The organism is Streptomyces sp. NPDC001781, from assembly GCF_053596035.1.
The window spans coordinates 129865-146318 of sequence record NZ_JBSFFI010000010.1; the positions used below are offsets into that span (position 1 = coordinate 129865).

A 16454-nucleotide genomic window follows, 5' to 3' on the forward strand; every position below is an offset into this window, starting at 1 on the left:
GAGGCCGCAGGTCACTCGACCTGCGGCTTTATTACTGCGTTTCACCAGGCTTCGATCTCGCCGTGGCGAGTGCCGTGCTCGGCGCGGCCGAGCGCATCGACCCCAGGGTCCTCGCCGACATCGTCATGATCGGCGAACTCGGTCTGGACGGCCGGGTCCGGCCGGTCCGGGGCATCCTGCCCGCCGTCCTGGCCGCCGCCGACGCCGGGTACACCCAGGTCGTCGTCCCGGAGTGCGCCGCCGCCGAGGCCGCGCTGGTGCCCGGAGTGTCCGTGCTCGGCGTCCGCAGTCTGCGCCAGCTCATCGCCGTCCTCGCGGACGAACCGGTACCCGAGGAGGAGCCGGACGCCACTGGACGCCCCGATCCGCTCCTGGCCGGGCTCCGGATGCCCGGTACCGGCGCGGCCACCGGTATGCACGGCGCCGGAGCCGCCCAGCACGACCAGGGCCACGACCTGGCCGACGTGGTGGGCCAGACCTCGGCCCGCACGGCCGTGGAGGTGGCCGCGGCCGGCGGGCACCATCTCTTCCTCCAAGGCCCACCGGGCGCGGGCAAGACGATGCTCGCCGAACGGCTCCCCGCCGTGCTGCCCCCGCTGACCCGGCAGGACTCCCTGGAGGTCACCGCCGTGCACTCGGTGGCCGGGCTGCTCCCACCGGGCAAGCCGCTCATCGACCTGGCGCCCTACTGCGCCCCGCACCACTCGGCCACCATGCAGTCGCTGGTCGGCGGAGGTCCAGGCGTCGCCCGGCCCGGCGCCGTCTCCCTGGCCCACCGGGGCGTGCTGTTCCTGGACGAGGCGCCCGAGTTCCACGGCCAGACGCTGGACGCGCTGCGGCAGCCGCTGGAGTCCGGGCACGTGGTGATCGCGCGGAGCGCGGGCGTGGTGCGGTTCCCGGCGCGGTTCCTGATGGTGCTCGCGGCCAACCCGTGCCCGTGCGGGCGCTTCTCGCAGCGCGACTCCCTGTGCGACTGCCCGCCCTCCGCGATCCGGCGCTACCAGTCCCGGCTCTCCGGCCCGCTGCTGGACCGGGTGGACCTGCGGGTGGAGGTCGACCCGGTGACCCGCGCCCAGTTGACCGACCCCGGTGCGCGCGGCGAGTCCACCGCGACCGTGGCGCAGCGGGTAAGTGAGGCCCGGCAGCGGGCGGCGGCCCGACTGGCCGGGACCCCGTGGGCCACCAACAGCGAAGTGCCCGGACGGGAGCTGCGCAGCCGCTTCCACGCCGTCGCGGGGGCCATGGACGAGGCCGAGCGCCATCTGGAGCGGGGCGTGCTCAGCGCGCGCGGCATCGACCGGGTGCTGCGGGTCGCGTGGACCGTCGCCGACCTGGCCGGACACGACCGCCCGGACCCCGGGGACGTGGCCCTCGCCCTGCAACTGCGCACCGGCGTGCCCCGCGGTGTGCCCATGGCCATCGGAGCGGTGGCATGACGGCGGACCGCGCGGCGGATGAGCGGACCGGGCGGGTGTTCCTCACCCGAGTGATCGAACCCGGCGACGACACCGGCGGACGGTGGCTGCGGCTGTTCGGGGTCCCGGAGGTGGTGCGACGGCTGCGAGAGGGCGGTGACCCGCTGCCGGGGGTGAGCGGCACCCGGTGGCGCGGGCTGCTGGCACGGGCGGCGCACGCCGAGCCGGAGGCGGATCTGGCGGCCGCGCGGGAGGCCGGGGCACGGTTCGTGTGCCCGGGGGACGCCGAGTGGCCCGCCCAGCTCGATGACCTGGGCGACGGACGCCCTGTGGGCCTGTGGGTGCGCGGCCGGCCGGGACTGCGGATGTGGGCGCTGCGTTCCGTGGCCGTCGTGGGGGCCCGCGCCTGCACCGAGTACGGCTCCCATGTGGCGGCCACCCTCGCCGCCGGGCTTGCGGAACGGGGCTGGGTGGTCGTCTCCGGCGGGGCCTACGGGGTCGACGGTGCCGCGCACCGGGGTGCCCTCGCGGCCGACGGGGCGACCGTGGCCGTGCTGGCCTCGGGGGTGGACCAGGCGTATCCGCGCGGGCACGCCGCGCTGCTCGACCGGATCGCCCAGCAGGGTCTCGTCATCGGAGAGCTGCCGCCCGGGGATCATCCGACGCCCAGCCGCTTCATCGTCCGCAACCGCGTGATCGCCGCGCTCACCCGGGGCACGGTCGTCGTCGAGGCCGCCTGCCGCAGCGGCTCGCTGGCGACGGCCCGAGCCGCCCAGCGACTCGGCAGATTCACCATGGGGGTGCCCGGTCCGGTCACCAGCGGACGCTCAGCCGGGGTGCACGAGCTGCTGCGCGGGGAGGCGGTGCTGGTGACCGACGCGGCGGACGTCGTCGAACTCGTCGGCGGGATCGGTGAACTGGCCCCGCCCCGGCGTGGCCCGGTGCTCCCGCGCGACCTGCTCGACCCCGACGCGGCCACGGTCCTCGCCGCCCTGCCCGCCGCCCGTCCGGCCGGGCCCGAGGAGATCGCCCGCGAGGCGCGCACCACCCGTGAGGAGGCGGTCGCCCGGCTGTACGAGCTTCGAGCGCTTGGCTACGTCGAACGACACGACGACGGCTGGAGGTTGACACGCCAGGCGGTGGTCCCGGTCGGCGGGGATCCGCACCTGCTCTGACCGAGGGTGTTCGGCCGTCCGGGGGAATCCTCTACGCCCTTGGGATTCAACGGAGTTGACGCCCGTAACCGGTCACGCTGAGCGAACCGGGTGAAGCGGGGGAGCGGGGTCGTGCCGGGGGGCGCGCACGGGTGGTGCCCAGCTGTTCGCACACCGCGACTCCTCAGTCACGCTACGCTCACGAAAGTTCGGGCACGGACGGGCCGGCCCGCACCCCTTCGCGCGGCCCGCGCCCACCGACGACCCGGTACCCAGCACCCACCCGCATCCCCACCGACGGCACCGCAGTTCACGGCACTTCACGGCAGAACGGCACTAGGCGACGAATGCCCCAGCACACCTCCGGCTCCGACCGGGCGGCGGCCCCCCCAGCCGCCCGCGACGGCGGCAGCGTGCGGCCGCCCGCTCCCTCGACGCTCGACGAGCTGTGGCGGTCGTACAAGGCGACAGGGGACGAGCGCCTCCGGGAGCAGCTCATCCTGCACTACTCGCCACTCGTGAAGTACGTGGCGGGCCGCGTGAGCGTCGGGCTGCCGTCCAACGTGGAGCAGGCCGACTTCGTCTCCTCGGGGGTGTTCGGGCTGATCGACGCGATCGAGAAGTTCGACATCGAGCGCGAGATCAAGTTCGAGACGTACGCGATCACCCGGATCCGCGGCGCCATGATCGACGAACTGCGGGCACTGGACTGGATTCCCCGTTCGGTCCGGCAGAAGGCCCGCAACTACGAGCGGGCCTACGCCACGCTGGAGGCGAAGCTGCGGCGGACGCCGAGCGAGCAGGAGGTCGCCACCGAACTGGGCGTGGAGGTCGAGGAGCTGCACGCGGTGTTCAGCCAGTTGTCCCTGGCCAACGTCGTCGCGCTGGAGGAACTGCTGCACGTCGGCGGCGAGGGCGGCGACCGGCTCAGCCTCATGGACACCCTGGAGGACACCGCCGCCGACAACCCCGTCGAGGTGGCCGAGGACCGGGAGCTGCGCCGCTTCCTGGCGCGGGCCATCAACACCCTGCCCGACCGGGAGAAGACCGTGGTCACGCTCTACTACTACGAGGGCCTGACCCTCGCGGAGATCGGCAACGTCCTGGGAGTCACCGAGAGCCGGGTCAGCCAGATCCACACCAAGTCGGTGCTCCAGCTCCGGGCCAAACTGGCGAGCTTCGGACGCTGACTCCTGCCGCGTTCCGCGGCCGGTCCGTAAAGTGGGTGCGTGCCAAGGATTCGAGCGGCCTCCGTGGCCGAGCACCGGTCGATGCAGCGAGCCGCCCTGCTGGACGCGGCCCGGACCCTGCTGTCCGAGGGCGGGACGGACGCGCTGACCTTCCCCGCGCTCGCGGAGCGCACCGGTCTTGCCAGGTCGTCGGTGTACGAGTACTTCCGGTCGCGGGGCGCCGTGGTCGAGGAACTGTGCGAGGCCGACTTCCCCGTCTGGGCGGCGGAGGTCGAGGCCGCGATGGCCGACGCCCCCACCGCAGAGGGCAAGGTCGAGGCGTATGTGCGCCGCCAGCTCGCCCTGGTCGGGGACCGGCGGCACCGCGCCGTCGTGGCCATCTCCGCCGGCGAACTCGACACCGGGGCCCGGGAGAAGATCCGCGCCGCCCACGGCGGGCTCGTGGCCATGATCGTCGAGGCCCTGGCCGACCTCGGGCACGAGGAGCCCCGGCTCGCCGCGATGCTGCTCCAGGGCGTCGTGGACGCGGCCGTGCGCCGTATCGAACTCGGCGCGGCCGAACATCCCGAGGCGATCACCGAGGCGGCCGTCGCCATAGCGCTGCGGGGCGTCCGGGGCTAGGGCCTCTCGTTCGGACCATGCCGGGCTCGCGGGGCTGGTGCCGCCCCTCGCCGCGTTGCCGCCCCTCGCCGACGCTCCGCGTCGACTGCCTCCTCCGCCTCGCACCCGGACGCACCAGACCACGCTCACCGGGGTCGACCGGCACCGCTGCCTCCGCGCACCTCGATCCGCCGGGCAGGCCCTAACCCGGCGGCACCGGAACCCCCAGCACCGGCAGCAGCCGGGACGGGCCGTGCCCGAGCAGCCGCGGCGGCAGCAGTCCCAGCGGGTTCAGATAGGTCTCCCCGTCCAGCAGCCCCCAGTGCACGCACGCCTCGGGGCAGTGCGACCCGGTGCCCTCCACCGTCCCCACCACCTCCCCGGCCCGGACCTCCGTACCCGCCCTCACCCCGGCCCGCACCGGCTCGTACGTCGTCCGCAGCGCGGTACCCGCCAGCGCCACCGCGACCACGCCCCGTCCCGCCACCCGCCCCGCGTACGACACCCGGCCCGCCGCGACCGCCCGCACCGGGGCGCCCAGCCCCGCCGCCAGGTCCACGCCCCGGTGCCCGGCGGCGTACACGGTGGCGGGCGGCTCCCAGCCCCGCAGCACCGTCGGACGCGTCCCCACCGGCCACGTCCGGGCCAGCGCGGGCACCCGCTCACCAGGGGGTCTCCCTTCCGGCGGCGGCTCCGCCCACGCCAGGGGCGTGAGCGCGGCGAAGGCCAGCAGCAGGGGCACAAGCACCCGGTTCGGCCCGTGACGCACCAGTGATCGCATACGAGGACCCTGCCGTCCAACGGCCGATCCCGGCGGGATCTGTGGACAACCTGCCGGTTGTGGACAGCGGCGTCACCCGCCGCCCCGGCCGTCCCGTACACTTCTTCTGGCGATCCGGGTCACCGGGTCGACTTCGCACGCCCCGGTACGAAGCCCGTCACAGGGTTCGTACAAGCGCCCCTCGGTCCTTCGCGGCACGGCGCACCGCGGGCGTCAGGCGCGACCGCCGTCCGGCGGACGCGGCACAACCGAGAAACTCAAGGAGATGGCCATGGCCGTCGTCACGATGCGGGAGCTGCTGGAGAGCGGCGTCCACTTCGGTCACCAGACCCGTCGCTGGAACCCGAAGATGAAGCGCTTCATCTTCACCGAGCGCAACGGCATCTACATCATCGACCTGCTCCAGTCGCTGTCGTACATCGACCGCGCCTACGAGTTCGTCAAGGAGACCGTCGCCCACGGCGGCACGGTCATGTTCGTCGGCACGAAGAAGCAGGCGCAGGAGGCCATCGCCGAGCAGGCCACCCGCGTCGGCATGCCCTACGTCAACCAGCGCTGGCTGGGCGGCATGCTCACCAACTTCTCGACCGTCTACAAGCGTCTGCAGCGCCTCAAGGAGCTCGAGCAGATCGACTTCGACGACGTCGCCGCCTCCGGTCTGACCAAGAAGGAGCTGCTGGTCCTCTCCCGCGAGAAGGCCAAGCTCGAGAAGACCCTCGGTGGTATCCGCGAGATGCAGAAGGTGCCCAGCGCCGTCTGGATCGTGGACACCAAGAAGGAGCACATCGCGGTCGGCGAGGCCCGGAAGCTCAACATCCCGGTCGTCGCCATCCTCGACACCAACTGCGACCCCGACGAGGTCGACTACAAGATCCCGGGCAACGACGACGCGATCCGCTCCGTCACCCTGCTCACCCGCGTGATCGCCGACGCCGTCGCCGAGGGCCTCATCTCCCGCTCGCGCGTCGCCACCGGTGACAAGGGCGAGAAGGCCGCGGCCGAGCCGCTGGCCGAGTGGGAGCGCGACCTGCTCGAGGGCGAGAAGAAGGCCGACGAGGCCACCGAGGCCGTCGAGACCGCCGCCGAGGCCCCCGCCCCCGACGCCGCGGTCTCCGAGGCCGTCGAAGAGGCTGCCGCCGAGGTCGAGGCCCCCAAGGCCGAGCAGGCCTGACACCGGCGCTGACGGCGGGGCCGGCACGAACCCAGACCCCGTCCGTCATCCGTAGCCCGACACGACGCCCGCGACCCGGCCACCGGCCGGTCGCGGGCCCGTGCGGATCTCCGATCTCCCAAGACTTCCAGAAAGACTCACTGACTCATGGCGAACTACACCGCCGCCGACGTCAAGAAGCTCCGTGAGCTCACCGGCGCCGGCATGATGGACTGCAAGAAGGCGCTGGACGAGGCCGAGGGCAACGTCGAGAAGGCCGTCGAGGCGCTGCGCATCAAGGGCCAGAAGGGCGTCGCCAAGCGTGAGGGCCGCTCCGCCGAGAACGGCGCCGTGGTCTCCATCATCGCCGACGACAACTCCGAGGGTGTCCTCGTCGAGCTGAAGTGCGAGACGGACTTCGTCGCCAAGGGTGACAAGTTCCAGGCCGTGGCCAACGCCATCGCCGAGCACGTCGCCAAGACCTCCCCGGCCGACATCGAGGCGCTCCTCGCCTCCGAGATCGAGCCCGGCAAGACCGTCCAGGCGTTCGTGGACGAGGCCAACGCCAACCTCGGCGAGAAGATCGTCCTGGACCGCTTCGCGCAGTTCACCGACGGCTACGTCACCGCGTACATGCACCGCACGATGCCCGACCTGCCCCCGCAGATCGGTGTCCTCGTCGAGCTGGACAAGCCCAACGCCGAGGTCGCCAAGGGCATCGCCCAGCACATCGCCGCGTTCGCGCCGAAGTACCTCTCCAAGGAGGACGTGCCGGCCGAGGTCGTCGAGTCCGAGCGCCGCATCGCCGAGGAGACCACCCGCGCCGAGGGCAAGCCCGAGGCCGCGATCGCCAAGATCGTCGAGGGTCGCCTCAACGGCTTCTTCAAGGACGCCACGGTGCTCGGCCAGCCGTACGCCCTGGACAACAAGAAGTCCGTCCAGAAGGTGCTGGACGAGGCCGGTGTCACCCTGAAGCGCTTCTCGCGCATCAAGGTCGGCATCTGAGTCCGTACCGCGATCGACGCGCGACCCCGATAGGGTCGACAGCAGTCGTCCGCGCGGTCCGCCGTCCGTGGCTGTGCGGCGGACGGCAGCAGATCTGACGAGGAGGCCATTGCCGCGCACGGGAGCGAGAAGCGACCCACCGGCAATGGCCTTCTTCGTATGTGCAACACGTGAAAGAGGCGGGATCTCCATGACCACCAAGGCCCAGAAGAGCGACGACGGCAAAGTAAGCGGCCGGTTTCTGCTGAAGCTGTCCGGAGAGGCCTTCTCCGGCGGCGGTGGCCTCGGCGTCGACCCGGACGTGGTGCACAAGATCGCCCGCGAGATCGCCGCCGTCGTGCGTGACGGCGCCGAGATCGCGGTCGTGATCGGCGGAGGCAACTTCTTCCGCGGCGCCGAGCTCCAGCAGCGCGGCATGGACCGGGCCCGGTCCGACTACATGGGCATGCTCGGCACCGTGATGAACTGCCTCGCCCTCCAGGACTTCCTGGAGAAGGAGGGCATCGACAGCCGCGTGCAGACCGCCATCACGATGGGCCAGGTCGCCGAGCCGTACATCCCGCTGCGCGCCGTGCGCCACCTGGAGAAGGGCCGCGTGGTCATCTTCGGTGCCGGAATGGGCATGCCGTACTTCTCCACCGACACCACCGCCGCCCAGCGTGCCCTGGAGATCGACGCCGAGGCGCTGCTCATGGGCAAGAACGGTGTGGACGGTGTCTACGACGCCGACCCCAAGACCAACCCCGACGCCGTCAAGTTCGACGCGCTCGGCTACGGCGAGGTCATCACCCGCGACCTCAAGGTCGCCGATGCCACCGCCGTCACCCTGTGCCGCGACAACAGCCTGCCGATCCTCGTGTTCGAGCTGCTGGCCGAGGGCAATATCGCGCGGGCTGTCAAGGGTGAGAAGATCGGCACGCTCGTGGGTGACGAGGGAAGCCGGGACTGACCGGCGGCCCCGCGCCACCGGCGCGACCCGTCCGGGGCAAGGACGGAACGCGCCCCGGCCGGGGGATGGACAATCTTCTGCCGGTCGGGAACCGTGCAGGAAGCAGACGCGACGCAGCCGGCCCGCCGCCCGACCGGGCATCGGGGCCGGGCCTTACTCAAGACACGCAGGAGCAAGTGGTGATCGAAGAGACCCTCCTCGAAGCCGAGGAGAAGATGGAGAAGGCCGTCGTGGTCGCCAAGGAGGACTTCGCCGCGATCCGCACCGGCCGTGCGCACCCCGCGATGTTCAACAAGATCGTGGCGGACTACTACGGTGCCCCGACGCCGATCAACCAGCTCGCCTCGTTCTCCGTGCCGGAGCCGCGGATGGCCGTGGTGACCCCGTTCGACAAGAGCGCGCTGCGCAACATCGAGCAGGCGATCCGTGACTCCGACCTGGGCGTCAACCCCAGTAACGACGGCAACATCATCCGTGTGGTGTTCCCCGAGCTGACCGAGGAGCGCCGCCGCGACTACATCAAGGTCGCCAAGCACAAGGCCGAGGACGCCAAGGTCTCGATCCGCTCCGTGCGCCGCAAGGCCAAGGACGCCATCGACAAGCTGATCAAGGACGGCGAGGTCGGCGAGGACGAGGGCCGCCGCGCCGAGAAGGAGCTCGACGACCTGACCGCCAAGTACGTGGCGCAGGTGGACGAGCTCCTCAAGCACAAGGAAGCGGAGCTCCTCGAAGTCTGATGAGCGACTCTTCCTGGGGGGCGCCGCCGCAGGCGGGGCAGGCCGGGTACTGGGGGCCCACCGCGGGTGGGCCTGTCCAGGGGGCTGTCACGGCGGGTCCCGCATACGATGCGCCCGAGGCGCAGCAGACTCGCCCCATGCCCAGCGTGCCCGACGTACCCGCGTATGGCGGAGACCAGGACGACGACCCGATGCCCGACGCCCCTCAGCCGGTGCCCGTGCCGAAGAAGACCGCGGGCCGTGACCTGAGCGCGGCCATAGGCGTCGGCGTGGGGCTCGGCGTGGTCATCATCGCCTCGCTCTTCGTCGTCAAGGCCGTGTTCGTCGGTGTGGTCGCCGTCGCGGTGGTCGTCGGTCTGTGGGAGCTGACCAGCCGGCTCCAGGAACGCAAGGGCATCAAGGCACCCCTGGTGCCGCTCGCGGTGGGCGGCGCGGCCATGGTGGTCGCCGGGTACGCGCGCGGCGCCGAGGGCGCCTGGGTGGCCACGGCGCTCACCGCGCTGGCCGTCCTGGTCTGGCGGATGACGCAGCCGCCGGAGGGCTACCTCAAGGACGTCACGGCCGGCGTCTTCGCCGCCTTCTACGTGCCGTTCCTGGCGACCTTCGTCGCGATGATGCTCACCGCCGACGACGGTGCCTGGCGGGTGCTGACGTTCCTGCTCCTCACCGTGGTCAGCGACACCGGCGCGTACGCGGTCGGCTGGCGCTTCGGCAAGCGCAAGCTCGCTCCGCGCATCAGCCCCGGCAAGACCCGCGAGGGCCTGCTGGGCGCGATCGCCTTCGCCATGGTCGCGGGCGCCCTGTGCATGCAGTTCCTCATCGAGGACGGCGCCTGGTGGCAGGGCCTGGTCCTCGGCCTCGCGGTCGCGTGCAGCGCCACGCTGGGCGACCTCGGCGAGTCCATGATCAAGCGGGACCTCGGCATCAAGGACATGGGCACCCTCCTCCCCGGCCACGGAGGAATCATGGACCGCCTAGACTCCCTGCTCCCCACGGCACCAGTGGTGTGGCTGCTGCTGGTGGCGTTCGTGGGCTCCTAGTCGCCGTTCGGCCCGGGGCCCCGCTCTCCCTCCGAGAGCGGGGCCCGCTGCGTTGTCCCCGCAGAAAGGCTGAAGCCGGCGTCGGCGCGGTCTCAGGCCCGCCGACGGCGGTCGTTGATCACGGCCCAGGCCGTCGTCGCGAAGAGTACGGCCCAGAGGGCGGTCATCACCCCGACCAGCGGGCTGATACCAGCGTCGATGATGTTCAGGACCAGCCCGATCGTGGCGCAGCACGTGGCCACGATCAGAACCTTGAGAGCCGTCGGCATTCCCTTACCCTTCCGCCTCGGTCCGCAGGGCAGGCCGCCACTCTGGACTCGGACCGTCGCGCGTCTCAGCGCAGGGCTTCCGGCTCTTCCGGATCAGCCCCAGCAGCACCCAGGCGTTCGGCCAGCTCTTCAAGGCCGACTGGACACTGCCCTTCATCGGCGACTTCCTGCCCTTCGAGCTGTACATCGCTGACACCGCCTCTACCCCGAGATACGTGGAAGCTCGGCGGCATCCGACCAGTAGTCTCCTCTGGGCTCTGGGCTCTGGGCTCAGGGCCGCTACTCGAGGGCTCGTTTCGATCAGGTGGTGTGCTGCGGGCAGTGGGCCGGCGGGGCTGAAGCCACTTGTGTCCGGACTGTTGAGGGAGTTGGCCGGTGTCCGCTCTGGACTTCTACGCTCATGTCGCCGTCTGCGGTGAGGTTCTCGGAGTTGGTCTCGGTGCCGGCCCGAAAACCTGGGAAGCCGTTCTGGGGGCGACGAGCCTCGATGTTCCCGGTGGTGGCCTGCTGCGGCGGGACTACGGGCTCGTGGAGATCAACTTCTCGCCGGACCAGCCAGGGCGGCAAGGGCAGATGTCGTGCTTCGGTTTCGGCGTGAAGATCCAACGACTCCTGTACGACCAGTCCCCGAGCATCGTGCCGTCCCCGCTCTCACGGGAATACGGGGAATTCGCACCCAGAGTCCCGTTCGAGGAACTGCAGGCCGCCATCCTGGCCCTGGGCCACACGGTGGAACTCGACCAGCACAGCACGTCGAGTGACATGGACTGCTACCGCGTATCCGCGTCCGCCGCCCGCATCCACGTCGTCGCCGACCCTGACCCCTACGGGTCAGGCGACCCAGATCCAGGCGGACATCAAAAGGGGGATGTCTGGTCCGTCGACGTGTGGTGACCAGCCGACGGCCTCCCGGCAGCGTCCGTGGTACGTCGACGGACACCACCGAGGGGTGACCACCCCCACCCCGCTCCGGCCCGGGCACCCCAAGTCGATCTGAGACACTGGTACCACCATGCCCAAGCCCGGAGAACTCACTTTCGTTGCCCCCCGCGGAGCCAAGAAGCCGCCGCGGCATCTCGCTGATCTTTCGCCCGCGGAGCGGAAGGACGCCGTCGCGGAGGCGGGGGAGAAGCCGTTTCGTGCCAAGCAGCTCTCGCAGCACTACTTCGCCCGGTACGCGCACGACCCCGAGCAGTGGACGGACATCCCGGCCGGCTCGCGGGAGAAGCTGCGGGAGGCGCTGTTCCCGGAGCTGATGTCGGTGGTCCGGCATCTGTCCACGGACCAGGGGACCACCCGTAAGACGCTGTGGCGCCTGTTCGACGGCACGCTCGTGGAGTCGGTGCTGATGCGGTACCCGGACCGGGTCACCATGTGCATCAGCAGCCAGGCGGGGTGCGGGATGAACTGCCCGTTCTGCGCCACCGGCCAGGCCGGCCTCGACCGGAACCTGTCCACCGCCGAGATCGTGCACCAGATCGTGGACGGCATGCGTGCGCTCAGGGACGGCGAGGTCCCCGGCGGGCCCGCCCGGCTCTCCAACATCGTCTTCATGGGCATGGGCGAGCCGCTCGCCAACTACAAGCGCGTGGTCGGGGCCGTTCGTGCCCTCACCGATCCCGCCCCCGACGGTCTCGGCCTCTCCCAGCGCGGCATCACCGTGTCCACCGTCGGCCTCGTCCCCGCCATCCACCGCTTCGCCGACGAGGGCCTGAAGTGCCGGCTGGCGATCTCCCTGCACGCCCCCGACGACGAGCTGCGCGACACCCTCGTCCCCGTGAACACGCGGTGGAAGGTGCGCGAGGTGCTGGACGCCGGGTTCGAGTACGCGGCGAAGTCGGGCCGTCGGCTGTCCATCGAGTACGCGCTCATCCGGGACATCAACGACCAGGCGTGGCGGGGCGACCGGCTCGGCCGGATGCTCAAGGGCAGGCCCGTGCACGTCAACCTGATCCCGCTCAACCCCACCCCCGGCTCCAAGTGGACCGCGTCCCGGCCCGAGGACGAGAAGGCGTTCGTGGAGGCCATCGCCGCGCACGGCGTGCCGGTGACCGTCCGGGACACCCGCGGTCAGGAGATCGACGGGGCGTGTGGCCAGCTCGCGGCCACCGAGCGGTAACCTGGGCCGGTCAGTACAACGTCATACGAGTCATACATCTGCATATTCCGACAGGGGAGCGCCACAGCGCTGAGAGTGCGGCAACCAGGCCGCAGACCCTCTGAACCTCGCCCAGGTCATTCTGGGTAGGAAGTTCGGTCACCACTCAAGCTGCTGCGCCCTGCCCGGCCTCCCTCGCGGAGTCCGCGCAGGGCCGCGTCTCTTCCTGGCCCACCCAGGAGGATCACCAGTGCACACCAAGACCTTCGTGGCCGCGGCGGCCGGCCTCGGCCTGCTCACGCTCTCCGCGTGCGGGTCCACCGACACCAAGGGGGCCGCGGACACCAGGACCGTGACCCTCGTCAGCCACGACTCGTGGGCCGCGTCCAAGGACGTGATCGCGGACTTCGAGAAGCAGTCCGGCTACCGGTTGCGCGTCCTCAAGGACGGCGACGCCGGCCAGGCCGTCAACAAGGCGATCCTCACCAAGGACAACCCCCAGGGGGACGTCTTCTTCGGTGTCGACAACACCCTGCTCTCCCGCGCCCTCGACAACGGCCTCTTCCAGCCGTACGCCGCCAAGGGCCTCGGCCAGGTCGACGGCGCCTTCCAGCTCGACGCGGCCAGGCACCGCGTCACCCCGGTCGACCACGGCGACATCTGCGTCAACTACGACAAGGCGTACTTCACCGAGCACAAGCTGAAGCCGCCGCGCACCTTCGCCGACCTCGCGGACCCGAAGTACAGGAACCTGCTGGTCACCGAGAACGCCGCGACCTCCTCGCCCGGCCTCGGCTTCCTGCTCGGCAGCGCGGCCGGTTACGGCGACAAGGGCTGGGAGGGGTACTGGAAGAAGCTGAAGGCCAACGGCGTCAAGGTCGTCGACGGCTGGGAGCAGGCCTACTACCAGGAGTTCTCCGGCTCCTCCGAGGGCAGGAAGGCGGGCGGTGACCGCCCGCTCGTCGTGTCGTACGCCTCCTCGCCGCCCGCCGAGGTGATCTACGCCAAGAAGAAGCCGAAGACCGCCCCGACCGGCGTCGCCGACGGCACCTGCTTCCGGCAGGTCGAGTTCGCCGGCCTGCTGAACCACGCGAAGAACCCCGCCGGCGGCAAGGCGTTCCTCGACTTCCTCCTGACCAAGCGGTTCCAGCAGGACATGCCGCTCAACATGTTCGTGTACCCGGTGACCAAGGACGCCCGGGTCCCCGCCGAGTTCACCGAGTACGGGCCCGCCGCCAAGGACCCGGCGACCATGGCGCCCGCGAGGATCGCCGCCAACCGCGACCAGTGGGTCAGCTCGTGGACGTCACTCGTACTGAAGTGACCGGAGCGGCCGGACGGCGAAGCCGCGGGAGCGCGGCGCGGCTGGGGCTCATGGCCCTGCCCGTCGCGTTCTTCGCGCTGTTCTTCGCCTGGCCCGTCGCCGCGATCACCGCGCGCGGGCTCAAGGCGGGCGGCGCCTGGCACCTCGGGCGGTTCACCGAGGTGCTCGGCCGCTCCGACATCCGGCACGTGCTCTGGTTCACCACCTGGCAGGCGCTCGCCTCCACCGCGCTCACCCTGCTGATCGCGCTGCCCGCCGCCTGGGTCTTCGCGCGGCTGGAGTTCCCCGGCAAGCAGGTGCTGCGGGCCGTCGTCCTCGTGCCGTTCGTGCTGCCCACGGTGGTCGTCGGTACCGCGTTCCTCGCCCTGGTCGGCCACGGCGGACTGCTGGACGAGCTGTGGGGCGTCCGCCTGGACACCACGGTGTGGGCGATCCTCGTCGCGCACGTCTTCTTCAACTACGCCGTCGTCGTCCGCACCGTCGGCGGTCTCTGGGGACAGCTCGACCCGCGGCAGGAGGAGGCCGCCCGGATGCTGGGCGCGTCCCCGCTGCGCGCCTGGCGCCAGGTGACCCTGCCCGCGCTGGCGCCCGCCGTGGCCGCCGCCGCGCTGATGGTCTTCCTGTTCACCTTCACCTCCTTCGGTGTGGTCCAGATCCTCGGCGGACCCACCTTCTCCACCCTGGAGGTGGAGATCTACCGCCAGACCTCCGAGGTCTTCGACCTGACCACGGCCGCCGTCCTCACGCTGGTGCAGTTCGCGGCGGTCGGCGCGATCCTCGCCGTGCACGCCTGGACGGTACGGCGCCGGGAGACCGCGCTGCGCCTGGTCGACGCCTCCGGCACCGCCCGCCGTCCGCGCGGCGCCGGCCAGTGGGCCCTGCTCGGCGGAGTCCTCACCACCGTCGCCGTCCTGCTGGTGCTGCCGCTCGGAGTACTCGTACGCCGCTCGCTGGACGCGCCGGGCTTCGGCTACTACCGGGCACTGACCGACGCCGACGGCGGTACGTTCCTGGTGGCGCCGCTGCACGCGGTGTGGACCTCGCTGGAGTACGCCGTCGCCGCCACCGGTATCGCCCTGGTGGTCGGCGCCCTCGCCGCCGCGGCGCTGGCCCGGCGGGACGCGGGCCGGCTGATGCGCGGGTTCGACGCGCTGCTGATGCTGCCGCTGGGTGTCTCCGCGGTGACGGTCGGCTTCGGTTTCCTGATCGCGCTGGACGAGCCCCCGCTGGACCTGCGCCAGTCCTGGTTCCTGGTCCCGCTCGCGCAGGCGCTGGTCGGCGCGCCCTTCGTGGTGCGGACCATGCTGCCGGTGCTGCGGGCGGTGGACGCCCGGCTCAGGGAGGCGGCCGCCGTGCTCGGTGCGTCGCCCTGGCGGGTGTGGCGGGAGGTCGATCTGCCGCTGGTGCGGCGGGCGTTGCTGGTCGCGGCCGGGTTCGCGTTCGCGGTGTCGCTCGGTGAGTTCGGGGCGACCGTGTTCATCGCGCGGCCCGACAACCCCACGCTGCCGGTGGCGGTGGCCCGGCTGCTCGGACGGCCGGGAGAGCTGAACTACGGCCAGGCCATGGCCCTTTCCACGATTCTCATGGTCGTCTGCGCGGCCGCGCTGCTCGTGCTGGAGCGGCTGCGCACCGACCGGACGGGGGAGTTCTGATGCTGCTGAGCCTCGAAGAGGCGACGGTCCGTCTCGGCGGGCGGCCCGTGCTCGACACGGTGGACCTCGAGGTCGCCGAGCACGAGGTGGTGTGCGTGCTCGGGCCCAGCGGCAGCGGCAAGTCGACCCTGCTGCGGAGCGTGGCCGGACTCCAGCCCCTGTCCTCGGGGCGGGTGTCGCTCGACGGCCGTGACCAGGCGGGGGTACCCGCGCACCGGCGCGGGGTGGGGCTGATGTTCCAGGACCACCAGCTCTTCCCGCAGCGGGACGTCGGCGGCAACGTCGCCTTCGGACTCCGCATGCACGGCATGCCCAAGGAGCAACGGGACGCCCGGGTGAAGGAGTTGCTGGAGCTGGTCGGGCTTCCCGGCGCGGCCCGGCGTGCGGTCGCCGGGCTGTCGGGCGGTGAGCAGCAGCGGGTGGCCCTCGCGCGGGCGCTCGCGCCCCGGCCGAGGCTGCTCATGCTGGACGAGCCGCTCGGGCAGTTGGACCGTTCGCTGCGGGAGCGGCTGGTGATCGAACTCCGGGACCTCTTCGGCCGGTTGGGCACCACCGTGCTCGCCGTCACCCACGATCAGGGCGAGGCGTTCGCGCTGGCCGACCGGGTGGTGGTGATGCGGGACGGGCGGATCGCGCAGTCCGGGACTCCGCTGGAGGTGTGGCGCAGGCCGGCCGACGCCTTCGTGGCCCGCTTCCTCGGCTTCGAGAACGTGGTCCCGGCGAGTGTGACCGGGACGGCCGCCGACACCCCCTGGGGCAGGCTGCCCGTGCCCGAGGGGTCGCCGCAGGGTGCCGGGGAGGTGCTGGTGCGGCCTGCCGGGGTGCGGCTCGTAGACGCCGGCGAGGGGCTGGCCTGCACGGTGACCGCCCGCACCTTCAAGGGCACCCATGTGGCGCTCCGGCTCCAGCCCCGCGACGGCGGCCCGCACCTGGAGGCCGCCTGCCCGCTGCGCGAGGCCCCGGAGACCGGCGCCGGGACCGGGGTGGAGTTCGACGCGGCGGAGACCGTCGTCCTCGGCCGGGCCGAGGCAAGGACAGCGGCCCGCCCCCGCGCGTGACGGGGACGGGCCGCTGCCGGGTCCGGCGGGCG

General features: G+C 71.7%; 15 protein-coding genes and 1 pseudogene. 14 read left to right on the top strand and 2 right to left on the bottom strand.

The window, feature by feature from the left end:
* Nucleotides 1-47: 47 nt before the first annotated feature.
* The 4 genes and pseudogenes from ACWCV3_RS12580 to ACWCV3_RS12595 form a co-directional block, all read left to right on the top strand.
* Nucleotides 48-1436: pseudogene (locus tag ACWCV3_RS12580) on the top strand (YifB family Mg chelatase-like AAA ATPase); the annotation flags it as partial.
* Nucleotides 1433-2590 carry a DNA-processing protein DprA gene (gene dprA / locus ACWCV3_RS12585; protein WP_451222297.1) on the top strand — a complete coding sequence of 386 codons (1158 nt, stop codon included), beginning with the start codon at nucleotides 1433-1435 and terminating at the stop codon, nucleotides 2588-2590. The pseudogene ACWCV3_RS12580 and the gene dprA, both read left to right, overlap by 4 nt.
* 326 nt (nucleotides 2591-2916) lie before the next feature.
* Nucleotides 2917-3759: an RNA polymerase sigma factor WhiG gene (gene whiG / locus ACWCV3_RS12590; protein ID WP_451222299.1), complete on the top strand. Its 843-nt coding sequence runs from the start codon at nucleotides 2917-2919 to the stop codon at nucleotides 3757-3759.
* A gap of 63 nt (nucleotides 3760-3822) precedes the next feature.
* Nucleotides 3823-4380, top strand: coding sequence for a TetR/AcrR family transcriptional regulator (locus tag ACWCV3_RS12595; protein ID WP_451222391.1), 558 nt, complete (start codon nucleotides 3823-3825; stop codon nucleotides 4378-4380).
* A gap of 181 nt (nucleotides 4381-4561) precedes the next feature.
* Here the strand turns inward: ACWCV3_RS12595 and ACWCV3_RS12600 are convergent, their stop codons facing one another.
* Nucleotides 4562-5140: a peptidoglycan DD-metalloendopeptidase family protein gene (locus tag ACWCV3_RS12600; RefSeq protein ID WP_451222301.1), complete on the bottom strand. Its 579-nt coding sequence runs from the start codon at nucleotides 5138-5140 to the stop codon at nucleotides 4562-4564.
* Nucleotides 5141-5411: 271 nt separating this feature from the next.
* Here ACWCV3_RS12600 and rpsB point away from each other — a divergent pair, with 271 nt between their 5' ends.
* The 5 genes from rpsB to ACWCV3_RS12625 all read left to right on the top strand — a co-directional run bounded on the left by rpsB (nucleotide 5412) and on the right by ACWCV3_RS12625 (nucleotide 10021).
* Complete coding sequence (gene rpsB / locus ACWCV3_RS12605; protein ID WP_451222303.1) at nucleotides 5412-6311, top strand: 30S ribosomal protein S2; 900 nt, start codon at nucleotides 5412-5414, stop codon at nucleotides 6309-6311.
* Nucleotides 6312-6458: 147 nt separating this feature from the next.
* Entirely contained in the window at nucleotides 6459-7295 is an 837-nt protein-coding gene (gene tsf / locus ACWCV3_RS12610; protein ID WP_030808611.1) for a translation elongation factor Ts, read from the top strand.
* A gap of 190 nt (nucleotides 7296-7485) precedes the next feature.
* Nucleotides 7486-8244: a UMP kinase gene (gene pyrH, locus ACWCV3_RS12615; RefSeq protein ID WP_031183704.1), complete on the top strand. Its 759-nt coding sequence runs from the start codon at nucleotides 7486-7488 to the stop codon at nucleotides 8242-8244.
* Nucleotides 8245-8423: 179 nt separating this feature from the next.
* A complete protein-coding gene (frr, locus tag ACWCV3_RS12620) occupies nucleotides 8424-8981 on the top strand; it encodes a ribosome recycling factor (protein WP_026248385.1) in 558 nt (185 codons plus the stop codon).
* On the top strand, nucleotides 8981-10021 hold the full coding sequence (locus ACWCV3_RS12625; protein WP_451222306.1) for a phosphatidate cytidylyltransferase: 1041 nt from the start codon (nucleotides 8981-8983) through the stop codon (nucleotides 10019-10021). Before frr ends, ACWCV3_RS12625 begins: the two co-directional genes overlap by 1 nt.
* Nucleotides 10022-10113: 92 nt before the next feature.
* Here ACWCV3_RS12625 and ACWCV3_RS12630 read toward each other — a convergent pair whose 3' ends face one another.
* Entirely contained in the window at nucleotides 10114-10290 is a 177-nt protein-coding gene (locus ACWCV3_RS12630; RefSeq protein ID WP_451222308.1) for a hypothetical protein, read from the bottom strand.
* Nucleotides 10291-10665: 375 nt separating this feature from the next.
* Here ACWCV3_RS12630 and ACWCV3_RS12635 point away from each other — a divergent pair, with 375 nt between their 5' ends.
* From ACWCV3_RS12635 to ACWCV3_RS12655, 5 genes are all read left to right on the top strand, one after another.
* Nucleotides 10666-11184 (top strand): hypothetical protein, encoded by a 519-nt coding sequence (locus tag ACWCV3_RS12635; protein WP_451222310.1) that lies wholly within the window; start codon nucleotides 10666-10668, stop codon nucleotides 11182-11184.
* A 118-nt stretch (nucleotides 11185-11302) separates the two neighbouring features.
* Nucleotides 11303-12409, top strand: coding sequence for a 23S rRNA (adenine(2503)-C(2))-methyltransferase RlmN (gene rlmN, locus ACWCV3_RS12640; protein WP_451222312.1), 1107 nt, complete (start codon nucleotides 11303-11305; stop codon nucleotides 12407-12409).
* Between the two features lie 229 nt (nucleotides 12410-12638).
* Nucleotides 12639-13712, top strand: coding sequence for a thiamine ABC transporter substrate-binding protein (locus ACWCV3_RS12645; protein ID WP_451222314.1), 1074 nt, complete (start codon nucleotides 12639-12641; stop codon nucleotides 13710-13712).
* A 50-nt stretch (nucleotides 13713-13762) separates the two neighbouring features.
* Nucleotides 13763-15364: an ABC transporter permease gene (locus ACWCV3_RS12650; protein WP_451222316.1), complete on the top strand. Its 1602-nt coding sequence runs from the start codon at nucleotides 13763-13765 to the stop codon at nucleotides 15362-15364.
* Entirely contained in the window at nucleotides 15364-16422 is a 1059-nt protein-coding gene (locus ACWCV3_RS12655) for an ABC transporter ATP-binding protein (RefSeq protein ID WP_451222318.1), read from the top strand. Before ACWCV3_RS12650 ends, ACWCV3_RS12655 begins: the two co-directional genes overlap by 1 nt.
* Nucleotides 16423-16454: the final 32 nt, after the last annotated feature.

Excerpts from the sequence above, each read along its gene's own strand:
- dprA (WP_451222297.1), top strand. The coding sequence starts at position 1,433 with ATGACGGCGGACCGCGCGGCGGATGAGCGGACCGGGCGGGTGTTCCTC.
- whiG (WP_451222299.1), top strand. The coding sequence starts at position 2,917 with ATGCCCCAGCACACCTCCGGCTCCGACCGGGCGGCGGCCCCCCCAGCC.
- ACWCV3_RS12600 (WP_451222301.1), bottom strand. The coding sequence starts at position 5,140 with ATGCGATCACTGGTGCGTCACGGGCCGAACCGGGTGCTTGTGCCCCTG.
- rpsB (WP_451222303.1), top strand. The coding sequence starts at position 5,412 with ATGGCCGTCGTCACGATGCGGGAGCTGCTGGAGAGCGGCGTCCACTTC.
- tsf (WP_030808611.1), top strand. The coding sequence starts at position 6,459 with ATGGCGAACTACACCGCCGCCGACGTCAAGAAGCTCCGTGAGCTCACC.
- pyrH (WP_031183704.1), top strand. The coding sequence starts at position 7,486 with ATGACCACCAAGGCCCAGAAGAGCGACGACGGCAAAGTAAGCGGCCGG.
- ACWCV3_RS12625 (WP_451222306.1), top strand. The coding sequence starts at position 8,981 with ATGAGCGACTCTTCCTGGGGGGCGCCGCCGCAGGCGGGGCAGGCCGGG.
- ACWCV3_RS12630 (WP_451222308.1), bottom strand. The coding sequence starts at position 10,290 with ATGCCGACGGCTCTCAAGGTTCTGATCGTGGCCACGTGCTGCGCCACG.
- rlmN (WP_451222312.1), top strand. The coding sequence starts at position 11,303 with ATGCCCAAGCCCGGAGAACTCACTTTCGTTGCCCCCCGCGGAGCCAAG.
- ACWCV3_RS12650 (WP_451222316.1), top strand. The coding sequence starts at position 13,763 with ATGGCCCTGCCCGTCGCGTTCTTCGCGCTGTTCTTCGCCTGGCCCGTC.
- ACWCV3_RS12655 (WP_451222318.1), top strand. The coding sequence starts at position 15,364 with ATGCTGCTGAGCCTCGAAGAGGCGACGGTCCGTCTCGGCGGGCGGCCC.